Source organism: Pseudoxanthomonas mexicana (assembly GCF_001556105.1).
In the GTDB taxonomy this organism is placed as follows: Bacteria; Pseudomonadota; Gammaproteobacteria; order Xanthomonadales; family Xanthomonadaceae; genus Pseudoxanthomonas_A; species Pseudoxanthomonas_A mexicana_A.
The window spans coordinates 58,069-84,213 of the sequence record NZ_LSIF01000051.1; the positions used below are offsets into that span (position 1 = coordinate 58,069).

Consider the following 26,145-nt stretch of genomic DNA (forward strand, 5'->3'; position numbering starts at 1 on the left):
GATGGGTCTGAAGCAGAGATTACGTATCGGACATTCGGGACTCGTTAACCGGCGACGGGACGCCGGCGCTCCAGCCACCACAGCAGGCCGGCCGCGACCAGCCAGCCGAGGAACCAGGGCCAGGATGGACCGCGTGGACCTTCGGTGACGCTGGCGCGCGCAGGATCGGCGGCGGCCGTCGCGACCCGTCGCTGTGTCTGTTCGCGTACCGCCATCGCGTGCAGGTGCAGTGCCTCGTCCGCGGCGCGCACGGGGAATGGCGTGATCGTGTCGGCAACAACGAGCCGGTGCCAGCCCGCTTCGCGCGGCCAGAAGCTGGCACACCGCGCGGTGCCGGTCGCCGGATCGCGCTGCAGGCGGGTGATCGCGCCGTCCGGCGCAGCGACCGTCGCGTCGTCGTCGAGACCGCAAAGGGTTACCCGCTGCGCCACGCGCGCGTCTTCCGGCGGCACGCGCCTGGCCGCCGTCGCCATGCGTGCGAGCGTGCCGGCGGCCTGCGACCAGAGCGCGGCGTGCAGGTCCGGATGCCCCGACAGCACCAGCGTATAGGTGTCCTGCGGCGTCCAGGCGCCGATGCGGCCGCGGCCTTCCGCACGCCACCACGCGATCGCAATCCCGTCGGCATCGCGCAGCAGCGGGATCGCGTCCGGCGAGGTGCTGCGCAGTGCGAGACGCGTCAGTGTCGGCAGTCCCGCCGGCACCGCGTCCGCATCCACCGGCGCATCCGCGCTGCCGGCGCCGCGCCGCGCACGCCAGGCATCGTCATCGGGGGCAGGGCGGGACAGCTGGAATTCGGCACCGTCGTTGCCCGCCAGCGACAGGCCCAGCATCCGCTGCACGGCCGGCGTCAACGCGCCATCGGTGCGCACCAGCACGCCAAGGCCATCGCGCACGGCGGCCGCGAGTGTCGCGCGCTGCCCGTCGCCGAGCGCGGCGGCGCTGCGCGCGTCCAGCAGCACCAGGTCGAAGCGGCGCAGCGTGTCGGTCGTCATCGGCAGTGGCGTATCGCCCAGCTGCAGTCCGCCGCCCAGGCTGACCTGCAGGTGCAGCGGAACGCCGGCATCGGTCGCCCAGCGGCGCAGGTATTTCCATTCCGCATTCGGCGCGCCGGCCAGCGCCCAGACGCGCGGCGCCGGCGCCGGCTGCGTCCACACCGGCACGCTTGCGGCATCCACTACCTTGCGCGAGGCATCCAGCACCTCGATGCGGAACGATGACGGTCCCGGCAGCCGTGCCAGTCCATCGAGCCGGAAACCGCCCAGTGCATCCGGCGCCGTAGCGCCAATGCGCTGGCCTGCGGGATCGCGAAGCACCACGGTTGCCCGCGGCACGCCATGCACGCGGCCGGTGATGGCGAAGGTGGCGCCCGGCACCACGACATCGACCGGCGCCAGCTGCACGATGCCGGTCGGCATCGGCGTGGCGGAAAAGGCGAGGCCGCGATCGCCGATGGCATCGCGGTCGCGCGCTTCCAGCCCGGTACCGACGACATGCAGCGCACGCGCGTCCGGATGCCGGCGCAGCGCCGTGCCGAGGTCGGGCACGCGTTCGGCATCGACGCCGGCGGGCGCTTCCGGTAGGGCGACACGCGGTTGTCCTTGCAGCGCCGCGGGCAGCGCGACGCGGTCCGCGTGCGCCGTCATCACCACCAGCGTGCCGGCGGTGGCGGCCTGTCGCGGCGGCAACAGGGTGAAATAGAGCAGCAGCGCGGCCGCGGGCTGCAGCAGGCACAGCAACGCGAACCGTGCCGCCGATCCACGCCGATCCCGTGGCGCGCTGCGTCGCCACAGCGCCAGGCGAACCCAGGCCATCAGCACGGCGAGTGCGAGCAGCGCAGCCAACAGCAGTGGCAGCGAGGCGGTGACGTTCATCGCGCCGGCTCCTGCCGCAAGGCATCGAGATAACGACGACCCGCTGCGTCGGTCGCGGCGCGGCGTGGTACCTGGGCAGGCGGTTGCGCCGACGCCGACCACAGCAGCGAACGCAGCCGCTGGCGGCAAGGCGCACAGGCCGGATCGCCGCGCACCTCATCGATGGCGGCGAACAGGTCCAGTGCATCCGGCACGCGCGCTTCATTGCTGCGCAGCCAGGCCTGCAGTGCATCGAGATCGGCGCCGTCGGCCGGCACGCTGTCGTTCGCCAGCGCGGTCCAGGCGCGTGCCGGCGCCGGTGCATCGTCGTCCTGCGGGCGCGCGAGCGGGCCGAGTGCGCGCGGCACGATGCCCTTGCGGTCGCCGCCGAGCCGGCGCGTCTCGTCGATCGGCGGCAGCTCGGGGCCAACGCGTGCCAAGTAGATGCGCGTGGCCTGCTGCACCTGCTTGATGTACTCCAGCGCCTTGTACGCGAACGGCAGCGCCTGGTCCGGATGACCCTGGCGCAGGTGCAGTTCCGACTGCCACATCTGGTCCAGCGCCTTCTTCAACGTCGCGCGCGTCTCCGGGTCGAGCAGCGTCGCGGCCTCGGCGTGGTCGTGCGTGTGGCCGTAGGCTTCCAGCACGTCGGCCTCGCGACCGAAGCTGGCGCCGGTCGCGCCGGTGGCATCGTCGTGGCCATGGCCGTCGTCCGCCTTGGCGGCTTCGCCGGCATGGTCGTGGCCGTCATCGTCCGTGTGCTTGTCGTCCGCATCGTTGGTCGGCGGCGGTTGCGGCTCGCCTTCGGCTTCTTCGCCGAGGAACTGGCCGTAGCGCAGGCGCAGGATGCGCTGGTCCACGCCGATGGCGTCGGAGCGCGTGACGAAGGTATCCGGCGGCAGGCTGCGCTTCTGCTTCTGCAGCGCTTCGGCGTCGATGATGATCTGGCGCTGGCTGCGGAAGTAGGCCGGCATCACCTTCTTCACCAGGCCTTCCAGCCCGGAGCTCTCCTGGCCGAGGTCCGCCGGCCAGCGCAGGATCAGGCCCGGGCTCTGCGCGCGCTGCGGCGACGGCGAGCGCGTGTCCTGCACGGTCAGCTGCGCGATCAGGTCGTCGCCGACGGCCATGCCGAGCGCCTTCATGTCGAGCGACGCGCTGAAGCGGCGCGCCGTCGCCGGGCCGCTGCTGCGCAACGTCATCACCTGCTCTTTGAACGCGATGTTCTCGCCGCTGCCCTGCGCGAGCGTCAGTTTCAGCGTCGCCGTCGGTGCGATGCCGTAGTCGTCGCGGGCTTCGAAGGCGAGCGGCCACTGCGTCTGTCCCACGGTGACCAGGCTGAGCCCGCGGTCCGGCGCCAGCACCTTCACTTCCGGCGCACGGTCGGGGATCGCATCGAGCCGGCGCAGCTTCGTCGGTGGCTGCCCTTCCGTGCCCGCGGCGACCACACGGTACAGCGTGGACTTCGCCAGTACGTGCGTCACGTTCCACGTGTCGCCGTCACGGGTTAGCGCGATGCGTTGGTTGTCGTGGAAGACCAGGGCGGCCGCGGTCGGTTGCGGCTCGAAACGCAACGTCCACGTCAGCCGCGAGCCGACCGGCGCCTTGGCATCCAGCGTGGGTTCCGCATGTGCGGCGATTCCGGTGTAGCCCGGTGGCGCCACATGCAGGCGCTGCGCGACGAGGTGCGGGATGCCGGGTGCGGCGGGCGCCGGTTCGTCCGACGGTGCGAGCGTGCCGCTGTCGTTCGTCCGTGCAGGCCACAGCATCGTCGCCGCGATCACGACCGCGGCCGCGAGCCACAGCGCCGCGATGCGCGACCATGGCCACGGCGTGCGCAGGTCCGGCGCGGGCTGCACGCGCAGCCGTTCGCGCACGCGCGCCTGCTGCAGCTGCTGCAACGGCGACAGCGACGCGGGCGGTGCGAGCAGCAGGTCGGCGCTGTCGTCGAGATCCGTGCGTCGTGCGTCCAGCTGCCGCACCAGCCATGGCGTATCGAGCGCGCGCGTCCGCCGCCACGCGAAGACGGCGAGCAGCGCGATGCCGACGAGTGCCACCGCGACTGCGGCGCCAGGCGACGTCGTTCGCCACAGGATGGCGCCGACGGCGACCGGAATCGCCGCGCCCAGCAGCATCTGGCCGAGCAACGCATGTCGGCGCACCTGCGCCAGGCGATCGGTCGCCGACAACGTCATGGCGCCATGCTCCGCGTGCGATGCGTCGCCATCCAGCGTTCGACCAGCACCAGCAGCGCGATCAGCAATGCCAGCCACGGTTGCAGCTCGCGTGGCGCGACGGGATAGGTCGCGGCACCGGTCAGCGGCGCGTAGTCGGTGGCGAGTACGCGCGCAGGGGCTGAGGCTGGCGCGTCGAACAGGGCGCACAGGTGCTGCGGGAAGTCGGCTTCGACCAGGGCCGGCATGACATCGGGTCGCAGCGGCCGGGTGAAGCGCAGCACACGGCCCTTGCCGCGCGCCGACGATTCCACCAGTGCGCGGCCATCGACGTCGCGCCACGGCGTGGCATCCGCAACGAAGGCATCCAGCGTGGCGTCTTCCGCCAGCAGTGCCGTGCCGCCGGATTCGATCCACTGCACGACCGGCGCGGGAACCGGGCCTGGCACCAGCCAGACCAGCGGCCGGGTGATCGCAGGCAAGGCGTCGTCCCGCGTGCCGATCCGCAGAGCGGATGTCGCGTCCACATTCGGCGACCACGCGCGCGCCGCAGCACGCAGGTAGCGCAATCCTGTTTCGTTGGCGGGCTCGTGGCGCACGTCCAGCGACAGCGCCGGCCGCGATGGCACGGATGGCGCTGGCATCGCGCCTTCGACCACCGTCCACGTCACCGGTCGCGACAGCACCGGCCGCTCTGCATCCGCACCCTGCAGTGCTGCCGGCACGACCACGGTCAGCGGCGTGCCCGCCGGCAGTTCGGCATCCAGCTGGCGCAGCAGGCTGCCGATGGCGGGTGTTCCTGCGGGTGCCGCGTCGTCCAGCGAGGGGAATCCGTTCGCCAGCCAGTGCAGGCGCGTGGCGGTGTCCGTCGCCTGCGAGCGCACGGCGCTGGCATCCACGCCCGGCACGACGACGACCCACGGACGTGTGTCGTCCATGCCCGACAGCACCGGCTTCGCCAGCCACAAGGCCAGCAAGGCGAGCAGCAGCAGGCGCAGCAGCAGCAGCGGCCATTCGTCGAAGCGGATGCGGTGGCGTGGCTTCGGCTTCTGCCGCAGCCAGCGCAGCGCGGCGAAGTCGGTCGGCGTCTGTTCGTGGCGGCGAGCCAGGTGCAGCAGCAACGGCAGCAGCAGCGCCGCGAGCGCGGCGAGTCCCGCAGGCAGGAGCAGGGCGAGGCTCATGCGTACTCTGCCGCGTCGCGCGCGCCGAACAGCCGCCGCAGCGGCAGGTCCAGCGGCTGGTCGGTGTAGTAGCGGGCATGGCGGATGCCGCTGGCATCCAGTCGCGCATCCAGCAGGCGCTGCGCCTCGGCGAAGCGCTGCAGGTAGTCGGCGCGCAATGCGGTGGCATCGCCCAGCAGTTCCTCGCCGGTTTCCGGATCGCGGAAGCGGTGGCCGCCGGTGAACGGAAAGTCGCGCTCCTCCGCCGTCAGCAACTGGATCGCCAGCACCTCGCGGCGGGCCGCAGCGAGGCGTTCGATCAGCGCGACCATCGCCTCGTCGAAGCCGTCGCTCAGCGCCATCACCAGATCACCGGCACCGACGCGCTCCCACACCGGCGCCAGCTTGTCGGTCGCGGGAAACACGCCGCCAGCGCTCAGTCCATGCAGTGCCAGCAGCAACTGGTCGCGCTGGCGCGCGCCGTTGCCCGGCGACACCAGGCGGACACCGTCGCCGTGCAGCACCAGCAGGCCGAAACGATCGCCCTGGCGCAGTGCCAACTCGGCGATGCAGGCGGTCAGGCGTCGTGCGGCATCGAAACGCGTGCCGCGTTCGCCATCGCGCTGGGTCATCGACGCGGTGGCATCGAGCACGATCCACACCGTCAGCGGACTCTCGCGTTCGGCTTCGCGCACGAAGAAACGGTCCGAGCGCGCGTACAGCTTCCAGTCGATCTGGCGCAGTTCGTCGCCCGGCTCGTAGGCGCGGTACTGCGCGAACTCCAGGCCGGCGCCGCGACTGCGGCTGTGGTGCACGCCGATCCCCTGCGCGCCGATGGCACGGCGCGCGGTCAGCCGCAGGTCCTTCAACCGGCTGCGGACGTCGGCGGGGATCAGGTCGTGCGCCACGGGCGGTAGATCAGGCGGCGAGCGGCACGCCGCGCAGCAGCGCGGCGATCACGTCGTCGGCGCTGACCTGCTCGGCCTCCGCCGCGAACGACAGCAGCAGGCGGTGGCGCATGACCGGCTTCGCCAGCGCGACGATGTCCTCGCGCGTGGCGGCTAGGCGACCGTGCAGCAGCGCACGCGCCTTCGCCGCCAGCACCAGCGACTGGCCGGCGCGCGGACCCGCGCCCCAGCGCACGTACTTGCGGATCTCCTCGGGCACGCCGTCGCCGGGACGGCTGGCGCGGACCAGTTTCGTGATCCAGCGCAGCAGGTCGTCGCTGACGTGCACGTCGCGCACATGCTGCTGCAGCGCCAGCACCGCCTCGCCTTCCATCACCCGCGGCACCGCGCCGCCGGCGCGGCCGGTGGTCTGCGCCAGGATGTCGTGCTCTTCCTGTTCGGTGGGGTAGTCCACGCGGATGTGCAGCAGGAAGCGGTCCAGCTGCGCTTCCGGCAACGGGTACGTGCCGGCCTGTTCCAGCGGATTCTGCGTGGCCAGCACGAAGAACGGCGAGGGCAGGGCATGCGTGGTGCCCGCATAGCTGACGGTGCGTTCCTGCATCGCTTCGAGCAGCGCGGCCTGGGTCTTCGGCGGCGTGCGGTTCAGTTCGTCGGCGAGCAGCAGGTTGGTGAAGATGGGGCCAGGCTGGAAGCGGAAGTGGCGATGGCCGGTGCCATGGTCTTCTTCCAGCAGCTCGGTGCCGAGGATGTCGCTGGGCATCAGGTCGGGCGTGAACTGCACGCGGCGGAACTGCAGGTGCAGCGCCTCGCCCAGCGAGCGCACCAGCAGCGTCTTGCCCAGGCCGGGCACGCCTTCGAGCAGGCAGTGGCCACCGGCGAGCAGGCCGATCAGCAACTGCTCCACCACATCCTGCTGGCCGACGATGGCCTGGCCGATGGCGGCGCGGAGTTCGCCCAGTCTGGCGAGCTGCTGCTGGAGGTCGGATTCGGTGATCGATGCCATGGTGGATTCCGTTGTTTCAGAGGGGGCGCGGCGTGCTCAGTGCACGTTGTTGCGGTTGACCAACAGGGTGTAGACGTAGGACAGCGGCCAGAGGAAGAGGCAGGCGAGCAACCAGAACCAGCTTCCGTTCCAGTACGCGCGGCGCGCGGCGATGAACATCGTGGCGAAGGTCGACAGCGGGACGATCAGGGCGAATACCTTCTCGGCCCACGACATCTCGTCGTCCGACAAGCCGCCGTCGGCCATCCGCGGTTGTCCCGATATCGCCCACAGGTAGGCGATGGCGCAGGCGAGCAACGCCAGGGAGACGAGGGGAATGACATTGTCCTTCCTCATGTCGTCAGCGCGTAGATCACGAGGTTGACGCCGAACCTGGTGTTGTCTTCGGCGAGGAAGCGCTTGTTGCGCCAGTCGTAGTCCCACTCGCAGCCGTAGTCCTTGTTGCTGTAGAGCACGCCGAGGCGGTTGTTGATCTCGATGCCCTGCAGGTACTCGTGCACCAGGTCGTCGCCCCAGCCGTTGAGCTCGAAGCTGGTGGCGGGCGGGCCGTCGAACTTGAAAAAAGAGGAATAGATGGCGTGGGTATTCGGCAGCTGCTTCATCGCCTTGGCACCGAAGATCGCCGCCATCTGCGCCTCGAACGATTTGGCGAACAAGCCGTCGATGTCGTGGTTGCAGTCGTCGACGAAGACGAAGCCGCCGTTGCGGACGTAGCGCTCGAAGTTGCGCTTCTCCGCCGGATTGAAGTCGACCAGCTTGTGCCCGGCCAGGTAGCAGAACGGCGCGGCCAGCATGCGCGGGTCGGACAGCGCCAGCACATGCTCCTTCGGATCCACGCGCAGGCTGGTGTAGTCGATCAGCGAGGTGATGAGGTTGGACGGCATGCGCGCGTCCACGTCCCAGTCGCCGGAGTCGTACTTCAGGCGGGTGAACCGGAAGTCGTAGTGGCCGGATTGGGCGCGCGCCTGCCTGGGCAATGCAGCCGCCACCGCGCCGCCGAGCATCAGGTGGAGGAATTGCGCACGCGTTAGCCGGGAGTGGAGCAAAGCCGGGGTCTCTGAAAGCCCCTCTCCCGACGGGAGAGGGGTTGGGGAGAGGGGCGATGGTGTCCTGATGGTTCAGGCATCATGGACTGCGCTCGCCCCTCATCCGCCCTTCGGGCACCTTCTCCCGGGGGGAGAAGGAGAAGCGTTACACCGCATCCGACAACGAGGTGAAGGTGAAGTCGCGCAGCTTCATCGGCGGGATCATCATCACGAAGCTGGACTCATCACCGGCCACGCGCACCGGCTTGCCCAGCTCCTCGATGTTGTTGAGCATGATCACCGGCGACTCGTTGAAGCGGAAGTTCTTCACCGGGTACTTGATCTGGCCGTTCTCGATGTAGAACGTGCCGTCGCGGGTCAGGCCGGTCAGCAGCACGGTCTGCGGATCGACCATGCGGATGTACCAGGTGCGCGTGACCAGGATGCCCTTCTGCGTACCCGCCACCAGTTCGGCGGTGGACTTGGTACCGCCGGCGAACAGCAGGTTGCCCGGCGAACCGACCGCGCGCTTGCCCTGCTTCTGCGCCCAGAAGCGCGAGTACTCCAGGTTGGCCACCTTGCCGTTCTCGACGATGGCCATCTTCTCGCGCGGCAGGCCTTCGTTGTCCCACGGCATCACTTCGGCACCCGGGTGCCACGGATCGGCGCTGATGTTCACGCGCGGGTCGTAGACCTGTTCGCCCAGCTTGTTGCCGCCGCCCTTCTTGGACAGGAAGCTGCGGCCCTCGTCGGCCTGGCGCGCGTCGAAGAAATTCATCATGAAGGAGATCAGCCCCGCGGCCGCAGCCGGTTCCAGGATGACCGTGTACTTGCCCGGTTCCAGCGCCTTGGCCTCGGCCGATTCGCTGGCCTTGCGCATGGCGGTGCGGATGTCGCTGTCGGCCTTGAACGCATTCGCGTCCTTCAGGTTGCGGCCGACCCAGCCGGAACCGCGGCCGTCCTCGGTGCGCACCGTGCAGGTGTAATTGAACGCGGTCGCCTTCTGGTAGCCGAAGTTGCCCTTGCTGTTGGCGAAGGCGACGAAGCTCTGCCCGTCTTCCAGGAAGCCGGCGGCGATCAGCTTCTCGGCCTTGCACGGCCCGATCGAATCGGCGGCGACCTGCGCGCGGAACTCCGGCGTGATGGCGGCGGTGGAGTCGCTGAAGGTCGGCGACGGCTTGTACGTCTGCTTGTCGACGGCCGGCATGAATTCCGGGTTCTCCGGTGCCAGGCGGGCGAGGTCCTCGGCGCGGCGGACCACGCGTTCCAGCGAGGCGTCGTCGAACTCGTTGATCGTCGCCACGCCGGTGCGCTTGCCGAACGCCACCTGCACGGCGAGGTCGGTGTTGCTGACGATGCCGCTGGTGGACACGTTGTTCAGCGCGAACCGGATGTTGCCGTCGATCGAGCCGCTGAGGGAGGCGGTGCACTCGTCGGCGGTGGACAGCGCGAGGACCTTGTCCAGGATGGCTTTCGCCTGCGCTTCGGTGAGGATGCTCATGTTCTAGGGTCTCCTTGCGCCGGTCAGCCGAGCGAGCGGGCGGTGTTGATGACGTTGATGCCGTTGAAGCGCGCGGTCGAAGAACCGTGCGAGACCGCGGACACCTGGCCGGGCTGGCCCTTGCCGTCGAAGAACGAACCGCCCAGGCGGTAGTCGCTTTCGTCGCAGATCGCGGTGCAGGCGTTCCAGAATTCCGGCGTGCGGATCTGGTAGGCCACGTCCTCGAGCTGCTGGGTGATCTTGCCGTTCTTGATCTCGTAGAACAGCTGGCCACCGAACTGCGCGTTGTAGCGCTGCTGGTCGATCGAGAACGAACCGTCGCCGATGATGTAGATGCCGTTCTCGACGTCCTTGACCATGTCGGCGACCGACAGCCTGGTCTTGCCCGCCGCCATCGACACGTTGGCCATGCGCTGGAACTGCACGCTGCTCCACGAATCGGCATAGCAGCAGCCGTCGGATTCGGTCTTGCCCAGGATATGGGCCTGGTCGCGGATGGTCTGGTAGTCGACCAGCTTGCCGGCGCTCACCAGGTCCCAGCGCTTGGTCTTCACGCCTTCGTCGTCGTAGCCGACGGCGCCCAGGCTGCCCGGCTGCGTCTTGTCGGCGAACAGGTTGACCAGTTCGCTGCCGTACTGGAAGCGCGCCTCGCGCTTGTCCAGCGTGGCGAAGCTGGTGCCGGCGTAGTTGGCTTCGTAGCCGAGCACGCGGTCCAGTTCCAGCGGGTGGCCGACCGATTCGTGGATCGTCAGCCAGGTGTGCGACGGGTCGAGCACCAGGTCGTACTTGCCCGGCTTCACCGACGGGGCGGTCAGCTTGGCGCGCGCCTGCTTGGCGGACGCGATGGCGTCCTCCTTCATGTCGTACGACAGGCCGTAGTTGATGACGCCGTTCGGCGTGGCGTACTTCTGCGACGCGTCGCCGTCGAGGTATTCGTAGCCCATGCCGACCGGCGAGGACAGGCCGTCGCGGGTGCGGAACTTGCCGCTGGCCTTGTCGATGGCGGTGACCGTCATCGGCACCCAGATGCGGTGCACGTCCTGGTCGATGAAGGAACCATCGGTGCTGGCGAAGTACTTCTGCTCGTTGACCACGAACATCATCGAGTTGACGAAATCGGCGCCAGCGTTGATCGCGGCGGCGTTGACGCCCAGCAGCAGGTCGACCTTGTCCTTGATCGGCACGTCCATCGCGTTCTTCTTGATCGGTGTCTTCCACGACACCTCGCCGAAGCCCGGCGCCTTGGCCAGCTGCACCGGCGCGGTCTGCGTCTTGCTGTTGGCCTGGGCGATCGCGGCGGCCTGGCGCGCGGCGGCGGCCACGCCCTCGGCGGTCAGCGTGTTGGTGGCGGCGAAGCCCCAGGCGCCGTTGGCGATCACGCGGATGCCGGCGCCGGTGGACTCGGTGTTCACCACGTTCTGCACCTTGTCCTCGCGGGTGATCACGAACTGGCGCAGGTAGCGGCCGATGCGCACGTCGCAATAGGTCGCGCCGGCCTGCTTGGCCGCGGCCAGCGCGGCGTCGGCGAGGCGCTTCTTGAACGCGATATCGAGGGTGGACTGGAGTTGCTCGGCGGCGATCGCCTTGCCGAAGTAGGACGGCACCATCAGGCCGCCCACGGTCAGGCCGGTCAGGGCCAGGAAGTCACGACGTTGCAAGGCTGTTCTCCACCGTTGGGCCTGCGCGGAGCAGGCGGGGACTGCGACGGACGCGTTGTGGCCCGCGCCATGTCCATCGCGCGGGTCGTCCCGAATTCTTGCGCCGGGGTGCAGACAGCGTCAAATGACTTTCGGCATACGCGCTGCGTCGCACTGCCCGGATCGTGCGATCAGCCCAGGCTGCGCGCCGTGTTGATGATGTTGATGCCGTTGAAGCGCGTGGTCGCCGAGCCGTGCGACACGGCGGAGACCTGGCTGGGTTGGCCCTTGCCATCGAAGAACGAACCGCCCAGGCGGAAGTCGCGCGCGTCGCAGATCGCGGTGCAGGCGTTCCAGAACTCCGGCGTGCGGATCTGGTAGGCCGCGTCCTCGATCTGGCGGGTGACCTGGCCGTTCTTGATCTCGAAATACAGCTGGCCGCCGAACTGCGCGTTGTAGCGCTGCTGGTCGATGGAGTACGAGCCGCGGCCGTGGATGTAGATGCCGTTCTCCACGTCCTTGACCATCTCCGCCACCGTCAGTGGTGCCTTGCCCGGCGCCAGCGAGACGTTGGCCATGCGCTGGAACTGCACGCTGCTCCACGAATCCGCATAGCTGCAGCCGTGCGAAGCGTCCTCGCCGAGGATATGCACCTCGTCGCGCGTGGCCTGGTAGTTGACCAGCACGCCGTCCTTGACCAGGTCCCAGCGGCGCGTCTTCACGCCTTCGTCGTCGTAGCCCACGGCGCCCAGGCTGCGCGGCTCGGTCTTGTCGGCGGTGAAGGTGACGATCGGGCTACCCCACTGGAAACGCTGCTCGCGCTTGTCCAGGGTCGCGAAGCTGGTGCCGGCGTAGTTGGCCTCGTAGCCGAGCACGCGGTCCAGTTCCAGCGGATGGCCGACGTTCTCGTGGATGGTCAGGAACAGGTTGGACGGGTCCAGCACCAGGTCGTACTTGCCGGGCTTCACTGACTGCGCGGTCAGCTTGGCGCGCGCCTGCTTCGCTGCCGCCACGATGTCTTCGCGCAGGTCGTAGGACGCGCCGTACGCCACCACGCCGCCGGGCAGCGCGATCTTGTCGGCCGGGTTGGCGTCCAGGTATTCGTAGCCCATGCCCATCGGCGCGGACAGGCCATCGCGGGTCTTGAACTTGCCGGTCGCCTTGTCCACCACCGTCACCGTGAAGGGCACCCAGATGCGGTGCACGTCCTGGTCGATGTAGGAACCATCGGTGCTGGCGAAATACTTCTGCTCGTTGATGACGAACATGCGCGACGCGGCGAAGCTGGCACCGGCCGCCAGCGCCGTGGCATTGGCGCCGAGCAGCAGGTCGACCTTGTCCTTCACCGGTACCGCCATCGCGTTCTTCACGAGCGGGGTCTTCCATGCCACCTCGCCCACGCCGGTCAGCGGCGCCAACTGCACCGGCTTGCCCTGGATGCGGGCATTGGCGCGTGCGATGGTGACGGCCTGGCGCGCAGCCGCGGCGACGCCGTCCGGCGTCTGGTCGTTGGTCGCCGCGAAGCCCCATGCGCCCTGCGCGATCACGCGCACGCCGATGCCGGACGACTCGGTGTTCACCACGTTCTGTACCTTGTCCTCGCGCGTGATCAGCGACTGCCGCAGGTAGCGGCCGATGCGCACGTCGCAGTAGGTCGCACCCGCGGCGGTCGCTGCCGCCAGCGCGGCGTCGGCCAGGCGCTTCTTCTTCGCCACGTCGCCGGGTTCGAGCAGGGCTTCGGCGGCGATGACGCGTGTACCTGGCAGGGCCAGGCCGGCGAAGGTCAGTCCACCGAGGGCGAGGAAGTCGCGTCGTTGCATGTCGAAGTCCGGAAACGGAAGCCTCCGGACTGTCGTCGGCGCGCGCCGCAGCGTCAAGTGACGCCGGTCATGCCGCGGCGACGTGGTGCACAATGCGCCTCATCCCGCACAGGAATCGACCCGCATGAAATCCCGTCCGGTCGCCCGACCCGAGAACGACGACGAACAGCCGCGACTGGCGGTACTGATCGATGCCGACAACGCACAACCCGCGGTCATCGAAGGCCTGCTGGCGGAAACCGCCAAATACGGTGTCGCCAGCGTCAAGCGCATCTACGGCGACTTCACCAGCACCCGCATGACCCAGTGGAAGCAGGCGCTGCTGAAGCACTCGATCAACCCGGTGCAGCAGTTCGCCTACACCAGCGGCAAGAACGCCACCGACAGTTCGCTGATCATCGACGCGATGGACCTGATGTACACGCGCCGGTTCGACGGCTTCTGCCTGGTCTCCAGCGACAGCGATTTCACCCGCCTGGCGCAGCGCCTGCGCGAGGAAGGGCTGACGGTCTACGGCTTCGGCGAGCGCAAGACGCCGGATGCCTTCGTGCAGGCCTGCGACAAGTTCATCTACGTCGAGGTGTTGCGCAGCGAAGTGCCGGCACCGCCGCCGCCCACGACGCCTGCCCCGGCGAAGAAGGTGGCCAAACCCGCTGCGAAGAAGCCCGCCGCGCAGGCGGAGCCGACCGCCGCACCGGCGGTGGAGGCTGGCAAGCATGAATCGCTGCCGCTGCGGCTGATCCGCCAGGCCATCGAAGAGGCCAGCGACGACCAGGGCTGGGCCTTCCTCGGCAGTGTCGGCAGCTACCTCAACAAGGTGCGCCCCGATTTCGACACCCGCCTGTACGGACACAAGAAGCTCAGCGACCTGCTGAAGGCGCATCCGCGCCACTTCACCGTCGAAGAGCGCAGCGGAGAGAATGGCCTGAAGCGCGTCTACGTGCGTTCGGCCGGCTGATGGCGACGGACAAGCCGTTCGCGCCGTCGTGCGAACGCAACCAGAGGCCGATCCTCGAGGTCCTGCAGCGCCATCTCGGCGACACGCGCCGCGTGCTCGAAGTCGGCAGCGGCACCGGCCAGCACGCGGTGCATTTCGCGGCGGCGATGCCGTGGCTGGCCTGGCAATGCAGCGACCGTGCGGACAACCTGCCGGGCATCGCACAGTGGCTGGACGACGCGGCGCTGCCCAACCCGCGGCAAGCGATCGAACTGGATGTCGACGGGTCGTGGCCCGATTCCGGGTTCGATGCCGTCTTCACCGCCAACAGTTTGCACATCATGGGCTGGCCTCAAGTCGAAGCCTTCTTCGCCGGCGTCGGCGCGGTACTCGAACCCGGCGGGCTGCTGGCGGTCTACGGCCCCTTCAACTACGGCGGCGACTTCACCAGCGACAGCAACCGCGCCTTCGAGCAGTGGCTGAAGGATCGCGATCCGGTGTCCGGCATTCGGGACTTCGAAGCCGTCGATGCGCTGGCGCGCGCCATCGGGCTGGTGCTTATCGAGGACAACGCCATGCCGGCGAACAACCGCTGCGCGGTCTGGCAGCGCGTGACCTGATCCGGGGGTAAAGAAAAACCCCGCCGAGGCGGGGTCTTCTTCTTATGCGGCCTGCACGATGTGCAGTGCCTTCGGATTGCGCCACAGGCCCAGCAGCTCCGCCTCGCGCGCCTTGGCGGCGTGCTGGTGCTTTTCCTTGACGTGGCCGTAGCCGCGGATGTGCTCGGGAATGCTGGCGATCTCCACCGCCAGGCCCAGCTTGCCGGCATCCAGCGCGGCCAGCAGTTCGCCGGTGGTCTTCTCGTAGTCCGCGATCAGCTGGCGCTCGCCCTTGCGCTCGTCGGTGTAACCGAACACGTCGAACGTGCCGCCGCGCAGGAAGCGCAGCTTCGCCAGCAGGCCGAAGGCCTTGAACACCCACGGGCCGTATTCCTTCTTCATCAGGCGGCCGTGCGCGTCCTTCTTGGCGAACAGCGGCGGCGCCAGGTGGAAGTGCACCTCGTAGTCGCCGTCGAACTGCTGCTGCAGGCGGCGCTGGAACTCGCCACTGGTGTACAGGCGCGCGACTTCGTACTCGTCCTTGTACGCCATCAGCTTGAAGAAGTAGCGGGCCACCGCCTCGGTCAGCGCGGTCGAGCCGGGCGCCCTGGTGTTCTCGGCGCTGCGCACCTGCGTCACCAGGTCGGTGTAGCGGCGGGCGTAAGCGGCGTCCTGGTACTCGGTCAGGAACGTGGTGCGGCGTGCGATCAACTCGTCCAGCGAGCGCGACAGGCGCAGATCGTCCAGCGGCAGGAAGGCGACGTCCGCGTCGCCCGCGCCGTCTTCCGGCAGGCCACGCAGCTCGCTCTCGTTGCCGGGATTGCGCGGCGCCGCGTTGGCGCCCCACTCGGTGCTTTCCCATTCGCCCGGCGGCAGCACCTGCAGGGCGCGCGGCGTGCGTTCGCTCTCGGTCTGTGTGTTGCGGATCAGGCCGGCGGCTTCCTGCACCGCCTGCGGGTTCACCACGGCCAGGCGGCCCCAGGCGAACGCGGTCTTGTTCATCTCGACGGCGGCGCCGTTGAGTTCGACCGCACGCATGATGGCGTCGTACGAAATCGGCACCAGTCCCTGCTGCCACGCATAGCCCAGCATGAAGAGGTTGCTGCCGATAGCGTCGCCGATCAGCGCGGTCGCGATCTGCGTGGCATCGACCAGCAGCGGGTCGCGGCCGCCCAGGGCGACCTTCACGCCGGCGACGATGTCGGTGGCCGGGAACTGCATGTCCGGATGGGTGGTGAATGTGCCCGGCATCGCCTCGTAGGTGTTCAGCACCACCTGCGAGCGCTCGCCGCGTACCTTCGACAACACCCAGTAGTCGTTGACCACCACCATGTCGCAGCCCAGCACCAGGTCGGCTTCGCCGGCGGCGATGCGCACGGCATGGATGTCTTCCGGCGTGCGCGCGATGCGGATGTGCGTGGTCACCGCGCCGCCCTTCTGCGCCAGGCCGGTCTGGTCGAGCACGCTGGCGCCCTTGCCTTCCAGGTGGCCGGCCATGCCGAGCAGCGCGCCGATGGTCACCACGCCGGTGCCACCGACGCCGGTGATCAGGATGTTCCAGGGTTCGCCGAGGTCGGACTTGAACGCGGGCGCCGGCAGCGCGGCGAGCAGGTCGGCGGCGTTCGCCTTCTTGCCCTTGCGCGGCGTGCCGCCGTGCACGGTGACGAAGCTGGGGCAGAAGCCGTCGACGCAGCGGAAGTCCTTGTTGCAGTTGGACTGGTCGATCTCGCGCTTGCGGCCGAACTCGGTTTCCTTCGGCAGCACCGACACGCAGAAGCTCTTCACGCCGCAGTCGCCGCAGCCTTCGCACACCAGCGTGTTGACCATCGTGCGCTTGGCCGGGTCCGGCAGCTTGCCGCGCTTGCGGCGGCGGCGCTTTTCGGTGGCGCAGACCTGGTCGTAGATCAGGATGGACACGCCCTTGACCGTGCGCAGGCGGCGCTGCACATCGTCCAGTTCCTTGCGGTCGAAGAACTCCACGCCGCTCGGGAACAGTTCGCGCTTGCTCCACTTGCGGATGTCGTCGCTGACCAGGACGATCGTGTCGACGCCTTCCGCGCGCATCATGTGCGCGATCTGCGGCACCGACAGCGTGCCGTCCACCGGCTGGCCGCCGGTCATGGCCACGGCGTCGTTGTAGAGGATCTTGTAGGTGATGTTCACCCCGGTGGCCACCGACTGGCGCACCGCCAGCGAGCCGGAGTGGAAGAACGTGCCGTCGCCGAGGTTCTGGAACACGTGCTCGGTCTCGGTGAACGGCGCCTGCCCCGACCACGTCACGCCTTCGCCGCCCATGTGGGTGAAGGTGTCGGTGTCGCGGTCCATCCACGTGACCATGTAGTGGCAGCCGATGCCACCGAGCGCGCGCGAACCTTCCGGCACCACCGTGGAGGTGTTGTGCGGGCAGCCGCTGCAGTAGTGCGGCACGCGCGGGAAGTTGGCGCGCGGCAGCGCCATCTCGGCTTCCTTCTCCTCCATCCAGCGCAGGCGCTGCTCGATGGACTCCGTGGTGAAGAAGCGCTGGATGCGGCGGCCGATGACGCCGGCGATGGTCGCCGGGGTCAGTTCGCCGGTGGACGGCAGGATCCACTCGCCGCCTTCGTCGTACTTGCCGACGATGGACGGGCGCGTGCCCGCGCTGGCCGGCCAGTTGTAGAAGTACTCCTTCATCTGCCGCTCGATGAAGGCGCGCTTCTCCTCCACCACGACGATGTCTTCCAGTCCCTTGGCGAACTCGGTGATGCCCACCGGTTCCAGCGGCCAGGTCATGCCGACCTTGTAGACGCGGATGCCGATGTCTGCGCAGGCCTGCTCGTCCAGGCCCAGGTATTCCAGCGCCTGCAGCACGTCCAGGTAGCTCTTGCCGGTGGTGACGATGCCGAGCCGCGCACGCGGCGAATCCAGCACGATGCGGTCCACGCCGTTGGCGCGCGCGAACGCCTGCGCCGCGGCGACCGCGTACTTGTGCAGGCGCATCTCCTGGTCCAGCGGCGGATTCGGCCAGCGGATGTTGAGGCCGCCGGCCGGCATGGCGAAGTCTTCCGGCAGGATGATCTCGCGCGCGAACGGATCCACCTGCACCGACGCCGACGACTCCACCGTCTCGGCGATCGTCTTGAAACCGATCCAGCGGCCGGTGTAGCGGCTCATCGCCCAGCCCACCAGGCCCAGGTCGAGGATGTCCTGCACGCCGGCCGGGTTCAGCACCGGCATCATCGCGCTGACGAATTCGTCTTCCGAGCCGTGCGGCAGCGTCGAGCTGCGGCAGTTGTGGTCGTCCGCCGCCAGCGCCAGCACGCCGCCGAACTTCGAGGTGCCGGCGGCGTTGCCGTGCTTGAACACGTCGCCGCAGCGGTCCACGCCGGGGCCCTTGCCGTACCACATGGAATACACGCCATCGACCTTGGCGCCGGGGAACAGGTTGGTCTGCTGCGTGCCCCACACCATGGTGGCGCCCAGGTCCTCGTTGAGGCCGGGGGTGAACTTCACCCCGGCGGACTCGAGATGCTTGCGCGCCCGCCACAGCTCCAGGTCGAAGCCGCCCAGCGGCGAGCCGCGGTAGCCGCTGATGAAACCGGCGGTGTTGAGGCCCGCAGCCTGGTCGCGCAGCCGCTGCATCAGCGGCAACCGCACCAGTGCCTGCACGCCGCTCAGGTAGATGCGGCCATCGGTGCGCGTGTACTTGTGTTCCAGCGTGTAGTCGCTGTCGATCACCCCGATCTGCGGCGTGTTGGCGGACGAGGGGGAGGTGAGTTCGGCGGTGCTGGTCATGGCGGGCCCGTGAAAGCGGCTGGCGAGGCCCGAAAACCCCTCGGGCGTGAAGGCGCGCATTGTAACAGCGGCATTTTCTGTGATGCCGGTCACTTCGTTGTTGTGCGTTGCAGCGGTTAGGATGGGGGCGGGGGCTGTTCGCGTTCTTTGGTAGTCCGGGGGAAGTCGTGAAATCAGGTACAGGCATGCTGCTGGCCATGGCGCTGGCATCGGTGGTGTTTTCCGCACGCGCACAGAGCGTGCCGAAACCCAAGGAGTTCTATTTCGACGTCGATCGCGCGGCGGTGCCCGTGGTCGCCATCACCGGTGCCGAGGGTGATGCGCTGGTCGACCAGCTGGTGAAGGCGCGCGAACGGGGGCGCAAGACCGTCGAGGCGACCACGCAGCTCGCACACATCGCGGCCAACGATGGGCGCAAGGACCTGAGTCTGCAGCTGTACCAGCAGGCACTGGGCAGCGCGCAGTCGGGCGGCAGCCTGTGGCGGTCGATCAGCTGGAACTATGGGTGGGATCTCTTCCGCCTGGGCGAACACCAGGCGGCATTGCAGCAGTGGTCGCCGCTGATCGGTGCCGTGGGTGGTGCCTCGTGGGTGCCGCCGACGTTCGCACTGGCGCTGTGGAAGCTCGACCGCAAGGACGAAGCCGTGCAGTGGTTCGGCGCCGCGGTGCGCACCGAGCCGCTGCTGTGGACCGACGCGCGCAACCATGCCGGGCTGCTGCCGGGCTGGCGGCAGGAAGACCGCGACACGCTGGCCGAAGTGCTGGGCGCCTGGCAGGCCAATCCGCCGGTCTGGCCGTAACGCGTAAGATCGGCGGATGAAGGCGCGCACCGCGCGCCATCCTCCGTCCACGATGCGCACCCTTGCTTCGCTGTGCCTGGCGACGGCGTTGACCGCCGCCGCCGGTATCCCCGCGTCCGCCGCCGACCGCATCACCGGTCGCGCGTTCGCCACCCGTTCCGATGTCATCGCGCCGCATGCGATGGCGGCCACCTCGCATCCGCTGGCCACGCAGATCGCGCTGGACGTGATGAAACAGGGCGGCACCGCGATGGACGCGGCCATCGCGGCCAATGCAGCGCTCGGCCTGATGGAACCCACCGGCAACGGCATCGGCGGCGACCTGTTCGCCATCGTGTGGGATCCGAAGACGAAGAAGCTGCACGGCTACAACGGCTCCGGCCGTTCGCCGAAGTCGCTGACGCTCGACTACTTCAAGCAACAGGGCATCACCGACATCCCCGCGCACGGTCCGTTGCCGGTCAGCGTGCCGGGCGCGGTCGACGGCTGGTTCGCGTTGCACGACCGCTTCGGCAAGCTGCCGATGCGCGACGTGCTGGCGCCGACCATCCGCTACGCGCGCGACGGCCATCCGGTGCACCAGACGATCGCCTACTACTGGGACCGCTCGGTGCCGCGGCTGTCGAAGTTCCCCGGCTTCACCGAGCAGTTCACCATCGCCGGCCGCGCCCCGCGCACCGGCGAGATGTGGAAGAACCCCTACCTCGCCGACACGCTGCAGAAGATCGCCGACGGCGGCCGCGACGCGTTCTACAAGGGCGACATCGCGCGCACCATCGACAGCTACTTCAAGGCCAACGGCGGCTTCCTGTCGTACGAGGACATGGCGGCCCATCACGGCGAGTGGGTCGAGCCGGTCAGCACCAACTACCGCGGTTACGACGTGTGGGAACTGCCGCCGAACGGGCAGGGCATCGCCGCGCTGCAGATGCTCAACGTGCTGGAAGGCTACGACTTCTCCAAGATCCCCTACGGCAGTCCCGAGCATGTGCATCTGCTGGTGGAGGCCAAGAAACTGGCCTTCGCCGACCGCGCGCGCTGGTACGCCGATCCCGCGTTCCAGCCGTTGCCCGTCGCGCGCATGATCTCCGAGCCGTATGCGCGTGAGCGCGCCAAGCTGATCTCGCCGGACAAGGTGCTGCGCGAAGTGCAGCCCGGCACGCCGAAGGAACTGGAGGAAGGCGACACCATCTACATGACCGTCGCCGACAAGGACGGCATGATGGTCTCGCTGATCCAGTCGAACTACCGCGGCATGGGCAGCGGCATGACGCCGACCGGCCTGGGCTTCATCCTGCAGGACCGCGGCGAGATGTTCGTGTTGAACGGCTGCGAGGGCGCCACGCCGCATCCCAACTGCTATGCACCAGGCAAGCGTCCGTTCCAGACCATCATCCCGGCCTTCATCACCAGGGACGGCAAGCCGTGGGTCAGCTTCGGCGTGATGGGCGGCGCGATGCAGCCGCAGGGCCATGTGCAGATCGTGATGAACCTGGTCGACTTCGGCATGACGCTGCAGGAAGCCGGCGACGCGCCGCGCATCCAGCACGACGGCTCCACCGAACCGGTCGGCAGCGCCAAGGTGATGAGCGACGGCGGCGTGGTGCAGCTGGAATCCGGCTTCCCCTACGAAACCGTGCGCGCGCTGATGGATAAAGGCCACCACGTCGAATGGGCACTCGGCCCGTACGGCGGCTACCAGGCGATCAAGCGCGACCCGGACACCGGCGTGTACTACGGCGCCAGCGAAAGCCGCAAGGACGGGCAGGCGGCGGGGTATTGAGGGAAGCGCGAGTGACTTATAGGTTGGGGTGAACGGAGTGAACCCCAACATCGTGGCGACGAAACGTCCACCTGTTGGGCTTCGCAAGCTCACCCCAACCTATGGGATTGATGCGTCATTCACCCAAGGAGCGGTGCGCATGAAAACGATCGCGATTGCGTTGACGCTGGCGGGACTGCTGTATGCGTTGCCGGGCAGTGCCACCAGCCTGTGCTTCGATCCTCCTGCGGCCATGCGGTTCGATGGTTCGAATGTCGTCGTCGTCGCTACAGTGATTGCCAAATCGGTCGAGCAGGAGGGCGGCGCCTGGCGGCAGGCGATACGCTGACGCGTCGACGAGAGCTGGAAAGGTATCCACTACAAGGGAAGTACCTTCAACGCACGCATCCTGACGCCGAGATGGGAAGACGTCGTGGTGGGTCAGGCCTTCCTGCTGACGCTGAGCGGTCGGGAGCCGTACGAGTGGATAACGTGCGATCCGGATCTCGGTCTCCTGCAAAAGTCGCTGGACGACGTTCGGGTGATACAGGAGATCTTCAATGAGCGGCGTCGGCCGATAACGCGGTAGCCCGTAGGATGGGTGGAGCGAAGCGATACCCATCGTCGCGTCCAGTCACTCGCCATGGTGGGTAGGTCGGCCTCGTCGTTGAACGCTTGCGGCCTCACCCATCCTGCGAACCATCAATGGCGTGAAACAATCAGCAGGCGATCATGAAAACCAAGGTCAGCGCCAGAAACATCGCCCGGATGGTTGCACTGCCTGCACTGGTGATAGCCGTTGTCGTGACGATGCCCGTGGTTGCTGATCATCTTGAAAAACGGCAGGAGCAGCTCGACCGCATCCGGGCCGACAAGCAGACGTTGTACGACGCCCGGCTTCAACCTTGTCCGGAAGGTATCTACCAGCCGGGACTGGAGGCCATCGTGGTCAGGTCAGGAGAAGTGGCCGTGGACATTTTTCCAGCGTTCCATCCGCCGGAAGGTTTCAAGCTCTCCGGTACAACCCTGTCTGGTTATGACGGGGTAAACGGCGTGTCTTACCCGCCACCTCCACCTCCACCGCCGGGGATCGTGTTGGCGCCCAATCCGCCGTCAGATGTCCCGCGTTTCAAGCAGCGTCCGCCGGTTGTCCTGGATCAGGAGATGGCAGGCAATGTGCTGAGGGTATTGAAGACAGAAATAGACGAAGCGGATGCGGAGCGCTACGTGGGGATGGATGGTATTGGTTACGTCCTGAGGCATGGCGACAAGTGCGCGACCGCGTGGTCGCCCGAGCCTGGTACGCGCGCCCACAAGATTGTCGGCCTGGTTCATGTACTCAACCAGTTGAGTACGGAAAAAGCCGAAAAAGGCGAAGCGCTGCAGAGGAACGTTGTCCAGCTGATCTCGGAGCTGGATGTCGATAGGCGTGAAGTTAGGAACTGACGCATCTACGATCCGTTTGCGGACAATCTCCGCATCGGTGGGCCAAGGCCCACCCTACGAATACGAGGACACCACCATGGCCACACTCTCCGCCATCCCCGAACTCACGCCCGGCCTCTACCGCCACTACAAGGGCAACGACTACGAGGTCGTCGCGGTGGCACGGCACAGCGAGACGCTGGAGCCAGTGGTGGTGTACCGCGCACTGTACGGCGAAGGCGGATTGTGGGTGCGGCCGTGTGCGATGTTCTGCGAGGAGGTAGTGGTGGACGGGCAGTTGGTGCGCCGCTTCGCGCCGGTCGAGTCTTCACGGGAGTGAGATGCGCATGGAAAGGTGGTCGAAACTACGAGTCTGGATCAATCGCGACGATGGGCGGCTCTACCAGGTAGGCAATGCATCCATCGGACCACTGAGCATCCTCGGCGGCCTTGCCATCATCGCGTCGTTGGTCCTGTCGCAGTTGCACCGGCATGCTGATCTGCATGTGGCTTGGCCGATTGCCGTGGGGATCGTCGGCGTCGTGTTGTGGTTTCTCGGCGGCTCCCGCGATCAACGTCACGATGACGTCTGACCGTTTCGGCATCGCCATACATCAATAGCCCAAGCTTCGACATGACCACCTACATCGCCCTGCTCCGCGGCATCAACGTCGGCAAGGCCAAGCGCATCGCGATGGCGGACCTGCGTGCGCTGCTGGAGGAACTTGGTTACACCGACGTCGCCACGCTGCTCAACAGCGGCAACGTGGTGTTCCGCTCCAGCAAGAAGACATCCGCGAAGATCGCGGCGGAGATCTCTTCGGCCATCGCGGCGCAGCTCACGATCGACGTGCCTGTCATTGTTAAGTCGGCGAAGGACCTCGCCGCCATCATCGCTGACAACCCGTTCGCCGACACGGCGACGGATCCGTCGCGCCTGCTGGTCGCTTTCACGCCAGATGCGGGAACGCTGTCAGCGCTCGACGCCATTGCGCCGAAGGTGGTCGCGCCCGAGCAGTTCCTCGTCGGCACGCACGCCGCCTATCTGCACTGCGCCAGCGGCATCCTCGACAGCAAGGCCGGTGAGGCGCTGGTGGGCAAGGCAGGCAGGGCGGCTACCACGCGCAACTGGACCACCGTGTTGAAACTGCAGGCGCTGGTCGACAAGATCGATGCGTGACGCCCCGCTTCCCCCTCCAGCCCGGGATATTCAAGGATGACCATCACCCGTTTCCGCGCCCTGTTGATCGCGTCCTTCCTATCGTTGGTTGCCGCATTGGTGGCTGGTCTGCTTCCGGGCGGATACTCGCCCGCGCTGGCCGATGCCTATGCAAACGAGTCTTCGCCATGGCTCCTGATGGACGACTGGGCACCCATTGCCCTTCTGCTGACCTTGTTGGCAGTGCTGACATTGCTGGCGGCGGCGGTGGCCGGCTTCATCGGGCTCTTCCTGCTCGCGCGATGGGGGCGCACGCTGTCGCTTTCCCTGACGCTGCTGGGCCTTCCGCTGTATCTCGTGCTTGGTCCGATCTTGATGTTGCCGCTCGAAGCGATGTTCACCGAAGCATCGGCGCTGCTGTGGGGCGCTGGCCTGGCGCTGGCCTACTACTCACCGGTCGCGACGCGCATCGAAACGGGCGCTGCCGGCTCCTAACCATCGCCGACGTTCTTCTGTTCCATGACGAGGCCATTTTCCTCGACATCCGAGGCTCTCCTGCCTCACCAGCAAGGCTTTCTTCCTTGTCATGGAACAGAAAAGCCTCGTCGTCTCACCTCAATGCTTCGTCATCGCACATAAGTGCTTCGGCCGGCGCACCTCGATGGCGCGTCATCTCACGGCAATGCTTCGTCGACTCACTTCAACACCTCGTCATGGCACCTCAATGCCCTGCCAGCGAAGCAAAAAGCCTTGCCAACGAAGCAGAAAGCCTCGTCAGCTCACCTCAATACATCGCCGTGGCAGCTGAAAGCCTCGATGTCGCCTGTCGCGACGTGCACGTCGATGCCCGCGCCGGCGGGCCTGCGTCAGAGATCGAAGCCGAGCAGCAGCGGGTCGTGGTCGGAGCTGCGGTAGGGCACGGACGCGTCGCCGTCGGCGTAGCCCTGCGCATCCTGCTCGTCGGCATTGATGTGCCACTCCGCCGCGCCACGCAGCTGCTTCGCCAGTGAGGGGCTGAGCAGGGCGTGGTCGAGGCGGCCGGTGAGGCCGTTGTAGACGTAGGAGTAGGGCTGCTCGACCTTGGCCTGCTTGAACGCATCGATCCAGCCGGCGTCGTCGCGCAGCCAGCGCACCGGGTCTTCCATCGCATAAGCGTTGAAGTCGCCCAGCATCACGATGCGGTCGCTGCGCGTGCGGGTGGGGTCGGTCTTCAGCCACGCGTCCAGGCGCTTCGATGAATCCAGCCGCAGCGCGTTCCAGCAGCCGGCGCCATCCTTCTGGTCGGCATCGCCACCGCTGGCTTCCGAACAGCCTTTCGACTTCAGGTGGTTGGCGACCACGACGAACGGCGTGCCATTGCCGCGCACGAACGCCTGCGCCAGCGGGCTGCGGCTGCGTTCGCCGAACGGGCCTTCCTGCAGCGTGGCCGGCTTGCCGGTCGGCTTCACCTTGTCGCTGCGGTAGATGATGCCGACGCGGATGCTGTCCGGGCCGGGGCCCTGCGTGGCATCGACGAAGCGCCACATGCCGCCGTTCGCGTTCAGTGCCGTGACCAGCTGCGCCAGGCTGGAGTCGGCGCCGTAGCCGTCGTTCTCCAGCTCCATCAGCGCGGCGATGTCGGGATTCAAGCCGCGAATGGTGGCGACCAGCTTCGCCAGCTGCGCTTTCAACTGTCCGGGCGTCTTGGCGCCGCGTTCGGTGGGGAAGCCGCCGCCCTTGCCGTCGCCGTTGAACAGGTTTTCCAGGTTGAACGCCGCCACGCGCACGTTGCCGGCGACCTGGGGGGCGGCCGGACGCTGCGGCGCGGCGATGGTCGGAGCTTGGGTGAGCTGCAGGCGCCAGCCGCCGGGGCGCTGGTCGACGATGCCCTGTACGCCGGTCAACACGGTGCCGGTGCGCAGTAGCTGGCCGTCCTTCACGTACCAGACGGTGGCGGGGTCGCGCTTGGCGCTGCCGTCGTCCAGCAGCAGGGTGCGGCGGGCGTTGTCGGCCGCGAGGCGCTTGGCCTCCGCGCTGCCGGGCGTGGCGAGTTCGCTGGGCTGCCACAAACGGCCGTCGAAGCTGGCGATCAGTTCGCCGAAACGTTCCAGCGTGTGCGTGCCGCTGAGGGTGAGCGGGGCGTCGATGCGCACCAGCATGCCTTCCAGCGCTTTCCAATCGCGTGGCTGGGCGGTGAGCACGGTGAGCGGCAGCTCGTTGATGCGTTGGACGGTGTCGATCTTGGGCGCATGCAGGGTCGTGAGCGTGCTGTCGCCACCGGTCTTGCGTTCACCGACGATGCCTCGCACGCGCACGCGTTCACCTGCAGAGATCGTCGGCGCGGGTGCGCCTTCTTCCAGGGCGACGAAAAGGGCGTCGGAGGTGTTCGCGTTGCCGTCGCCGCCGTCCTGCAGGAAGAAGCCGCCGAGGCCCTCGACGAACAGGCCGGTGACGACGCCTTCCACCGTCACCGTCTGGCCGTCGAGCGGGATGCGCGCGCCTTCGCCCTGCACCTGGCCGATGGGGATGACGCGTGCGTTCGGCGTGGCCGCATAGGCGGGCAGCGCGAAGGTGGCGAGCAGGGCGAGGGTGGGCAGTGAGCGGGGAGGCGTCATGTCAGGCGACCTGTGAAGCGAGG

22 protein-coding genes are annotated in these 26,145 nt (G+C 67.8%); 10 read left to right on the top strand and 12 right to left on the bottom strand.

What is annotated here, in order from left to right; all coding sequences use genetic code 11:
• Positions 1–44: 44 nt before the first annotated feature.
• From AX730_RS08200 to AX730_RS08245, 10 genes are all read right to left on the bottom strand, one after another.
• Positions 45–1,871 carry a hypothetical protein gene (locus tag AX730_RS08200; RefSeq protein WP_062354624.1) on the bottom strand — a complete coding sequence of 609 codons (1,827 nt, stop codon included), beginning with the start codon at positions 1,869–1,871 and terminating at the stop codon, positions 45–47.
• A complete protein-coding gene (locus tag AX730_RS08205; RefSeq protein ID WP_062354626.1) occupies positions 1,868–4,042 on the bottom strand; it encodes a hypothetical protein in 2,175 nt (724 codons plus the stop codon). The genes AX730_RS08200 and AX730_RS08205 overlap by 4 nt, the downstream gene beginning before the upstream one ends.
• A complete protein-coding gene (locus AX730_RS08210) occupies positions 4,039–5,202 on the bottom strand; it encodes a BatA domain-containing protein (protein WP_062354629.1) in 1,164 nt (387 codons plus the stop codon). The genes AX730_RS08205 and AX730_RS08210 overlap by 4 nt, the downstream gene beginning before the upstream one ends.
• Entirely contained in the window at positions 5,199–6,089 is an 891-nt protein-coding gene (locus AX730_RS08215) for a DUF58 domain-containing protein (protein WP_062354632.1), read from the bottom strand. The genes AX730_RS08210 and AX730_RS08215 overlap by 4 nt, the downstream gene beginning before the upstream one ends.
• Positions 6,090–6,099: 10 nt before the next feature.
• Entirely contained in the window at positions 6,100–7,092 is a 993-nt protein-coding gene (locus tag AX730_RS08220) for an AAA family ATPase (RefSeq protein ID WP_062354635.1), read from the bottom strand.
• Between the two features lie 36 nt (positions 7,093–7,128).
• The gene (locus AX730_RS08225) at positions 7,129–7,428 is read right to left on the bottom strand and encodes a hypothetical protein (protein WP_157074157.1); all 300 of its coding nucleotides are present in this window, start codon (positions 7,426–7,428) and stop codon (positions 7,129–7,131) included.
• Positions 7,425–8,096 (bottom strand): DUF4159 domain-containing protein, encoded by a 672-nt coding sequence (locus tag AX730_RS08230; protein ID WP_062354640.1) that lies wholly within the window; start codon positions 8,094–8,096, stop codon positions 7,425–7,427. Before AX730_RS08230 ends, AX730_RS08225 begins: the two co-directional genes overlap by 4 nt.
• 187 nt (positions 8,097–8,283) lie before the next feature.
• Positions 8,284–9,618 carry a TldD/PmbA family protein gene (locus AX730_RS08235; protein ID WP_062354642.1) on the bottom strand — a complete coding sequence of 445 codons (1,335 nt, stop codon included), beginning with the start codon at positions 9,616–9,618 and terminating at the stop codon, positions 8,284–8,286.
• Positions 9,619–9,641: 23 nt separating this feature from the next.
• Complete coding sequence (locus AX730_RS08240) at positions 9,642–11,276, bottom strand: TldD/PmbA family protein (protein ID WP_062354645.1); 1,635 nt, start codon at positions 11,274–11,276, stop codon at positions 9,642–9,644.
• A gap of 170 nt (positions 11,277–11,446) precedes the next feature.
• Entirely contained in the window at positions 11,447–13,075 is a 1,629-nt protein-coding gene (locus AX730_RS08245; protein ID WP_062354648.1) for a TldD/PmbA family protein, read from the bottom strand.
• Positions 13,076–13,199: 124 nt separating this feature from the next.
• Here AX730_RS08245 and AX730_RS08250 point away from each other — a divergent pair, with 124 nt between their 5' ends.
• Positions 13,200–14,033: an NYN domain-containing protein gene (locus AX730_RS08250; RefSeq protein WP_062354651.1), complete on the top strand. Its 834-nt coding sequence runs from the start codon at positions 13,200–13,202 to the stop codon at positions 14,031–14,033.
• Complete coding sequence (locus AX730_RS08255; RefSeq protein ID WP_062354654.1) at positions 14,033–14,632, top strand: DUF938 domain-containing protein; 600 nt, start codon at positions 14,033–14,035, stop codon at positions 14,630–14,632. Before AX730_RS08250 ends, AX730_RS08255 begins: the two co-directional genes overlap by 1 nt.
• 42 nt (positions 14,633–14,674) lie before the next feature.
• On the opposite strand, the gene AX730_RS08260 is transcribed toward AX730_RS08255, so the two are convergent.
• The gene (locus tag AX730_RS08260; RefSeq protein WP_062354656.1) at positions 14,675–18,382 is read right to left on the bottom strand and encodes an indolepyruvate ferredoxin oxidoreductase family protein; all 3,708 of its coding nucleotides are present in this window, start codon (positions 18,380–18,382) and stop codon (positions 14,675–14,677) included.
• 185 nt (positions 18,383–18,567) lie between these two features.
• Between AX730_RS08260 and AX730_RS08265 the strand changes: the two genes are divergently transcribed.
• The 8 genes from AX730_RS08265 to AX730_RS08300 all read left to right on the top strand — a co-directional run bounded on the left by AX730_RS08265 (position 18,568) and on the right by AX730_RS08300 (position 24,023).
• Positions 18,568–19,182, top strand: a complete 615-nt coding sequence (locus AX730_RS08265) for a tetratricopeptide repeat protein (protein WP_062354659.1) — start codon at positions 18,568–18,570, stop codon at positions 19,180–19,182.
• A gap of 52 nt (positions 19,183–19,234) precedes the next feature.
• Positions 19,235–20,965, top strand: a complete 1,731-nt coding sequence (gene ggt / locus AX730_RS08270; RefSeq protein WP_198147093.1) for a gamma-glutamyltransferase — start codon at positions 19,235–19,237, stop codon at positions 20,963–20,965.
• A gap of 37 nt (positions 20,966–21,002) precedes the next feature.
• A complete protein-coding gene (locus tag AX730_RS18850; protein WP_157074158.1) occupies positions 21,003–21,293 on the top strand; it encodes a hypothetical protein in 291 nt (96 codons plus the stop codon).
• A 383-nt stretch (positions 21,294–21,676) separates the two neighbouring features.
• Positions 21,677–22,390, top strand: coding sequence for a hypothetical protein (locus AX730_RS08280; protein WP_062354668.1), 714 nt, complete (start codon positions 21,677–21,679; stop codon positions 22,388–22,390).
• Positions 22,391–22,466: 76 nt separating this feature from the next.
• Positions 22,467–22,709: a DUF1653 domain-containing protein gene (locus tag AX730_RS08285; RefSeq protein WP_062354707.1), complete on the top strand. Its 243-nt coding sequence runs from the start codon at positions 22,467–22,469 to the stop codon at positions 22,707–22,709.
• Positions 22,710–22,716: 7 nt separating this feature from the next.
• The gene (locus AX730_RS08290) at positions 22,717–22,962 is read left to right on the top strand and encodes a hypothetical protein (protein ID WP_157074159.1); all 246 of its coding nucleotides are present in this window, start codon (positions 22,717–22,719) and stop codon (positions 22,960–22,962) included.
• A 41-nt stretch (positions 22,963–23,003) separates the two neighbouring features.
• The gene (locus AX730_RS08295; protein WP_062354673.1) at positions 23,004–23,549 is read left to right on the top strand and encodes a DUF1697 domain-containing protein; all 546 of its coding nucleotides are present in this window, start codon (positions 23,004–23,006) and stop codon (positions 23,547–23,549) included.
• A gap of 36 nt (positions 23,550–23,585) precedes the next feature.
• On the top strand, positions 23,586–24,023 hold the full coding sequence (locus tag AX730_RS08300) for a hypothetical protein (RefSeq protein ID WP_062354676.1): 438 nt from the start codon (positions 23,586–23,588) through the stop codon (positions 24,021–24,023).
• 371 nt (positions 24,024–24,394) lie between these two features.
• Here the strand turns inward: AX730_RS08300 and AX730_RS08305 are convergent, their stop codons facing one another.
• A complete protein-coding gene (locus AX730_RS08305; protein WP_062354679.1) occupies positions 24,395–26,122 on the bottom strand; it encodes an ExeM/NucH family extracellular endonuclease in 1,728 nt (575 codons plus the stop codon).
• Between the last annotated feature and the right edge of the window lie 23 nt (positions 26,123–26,145).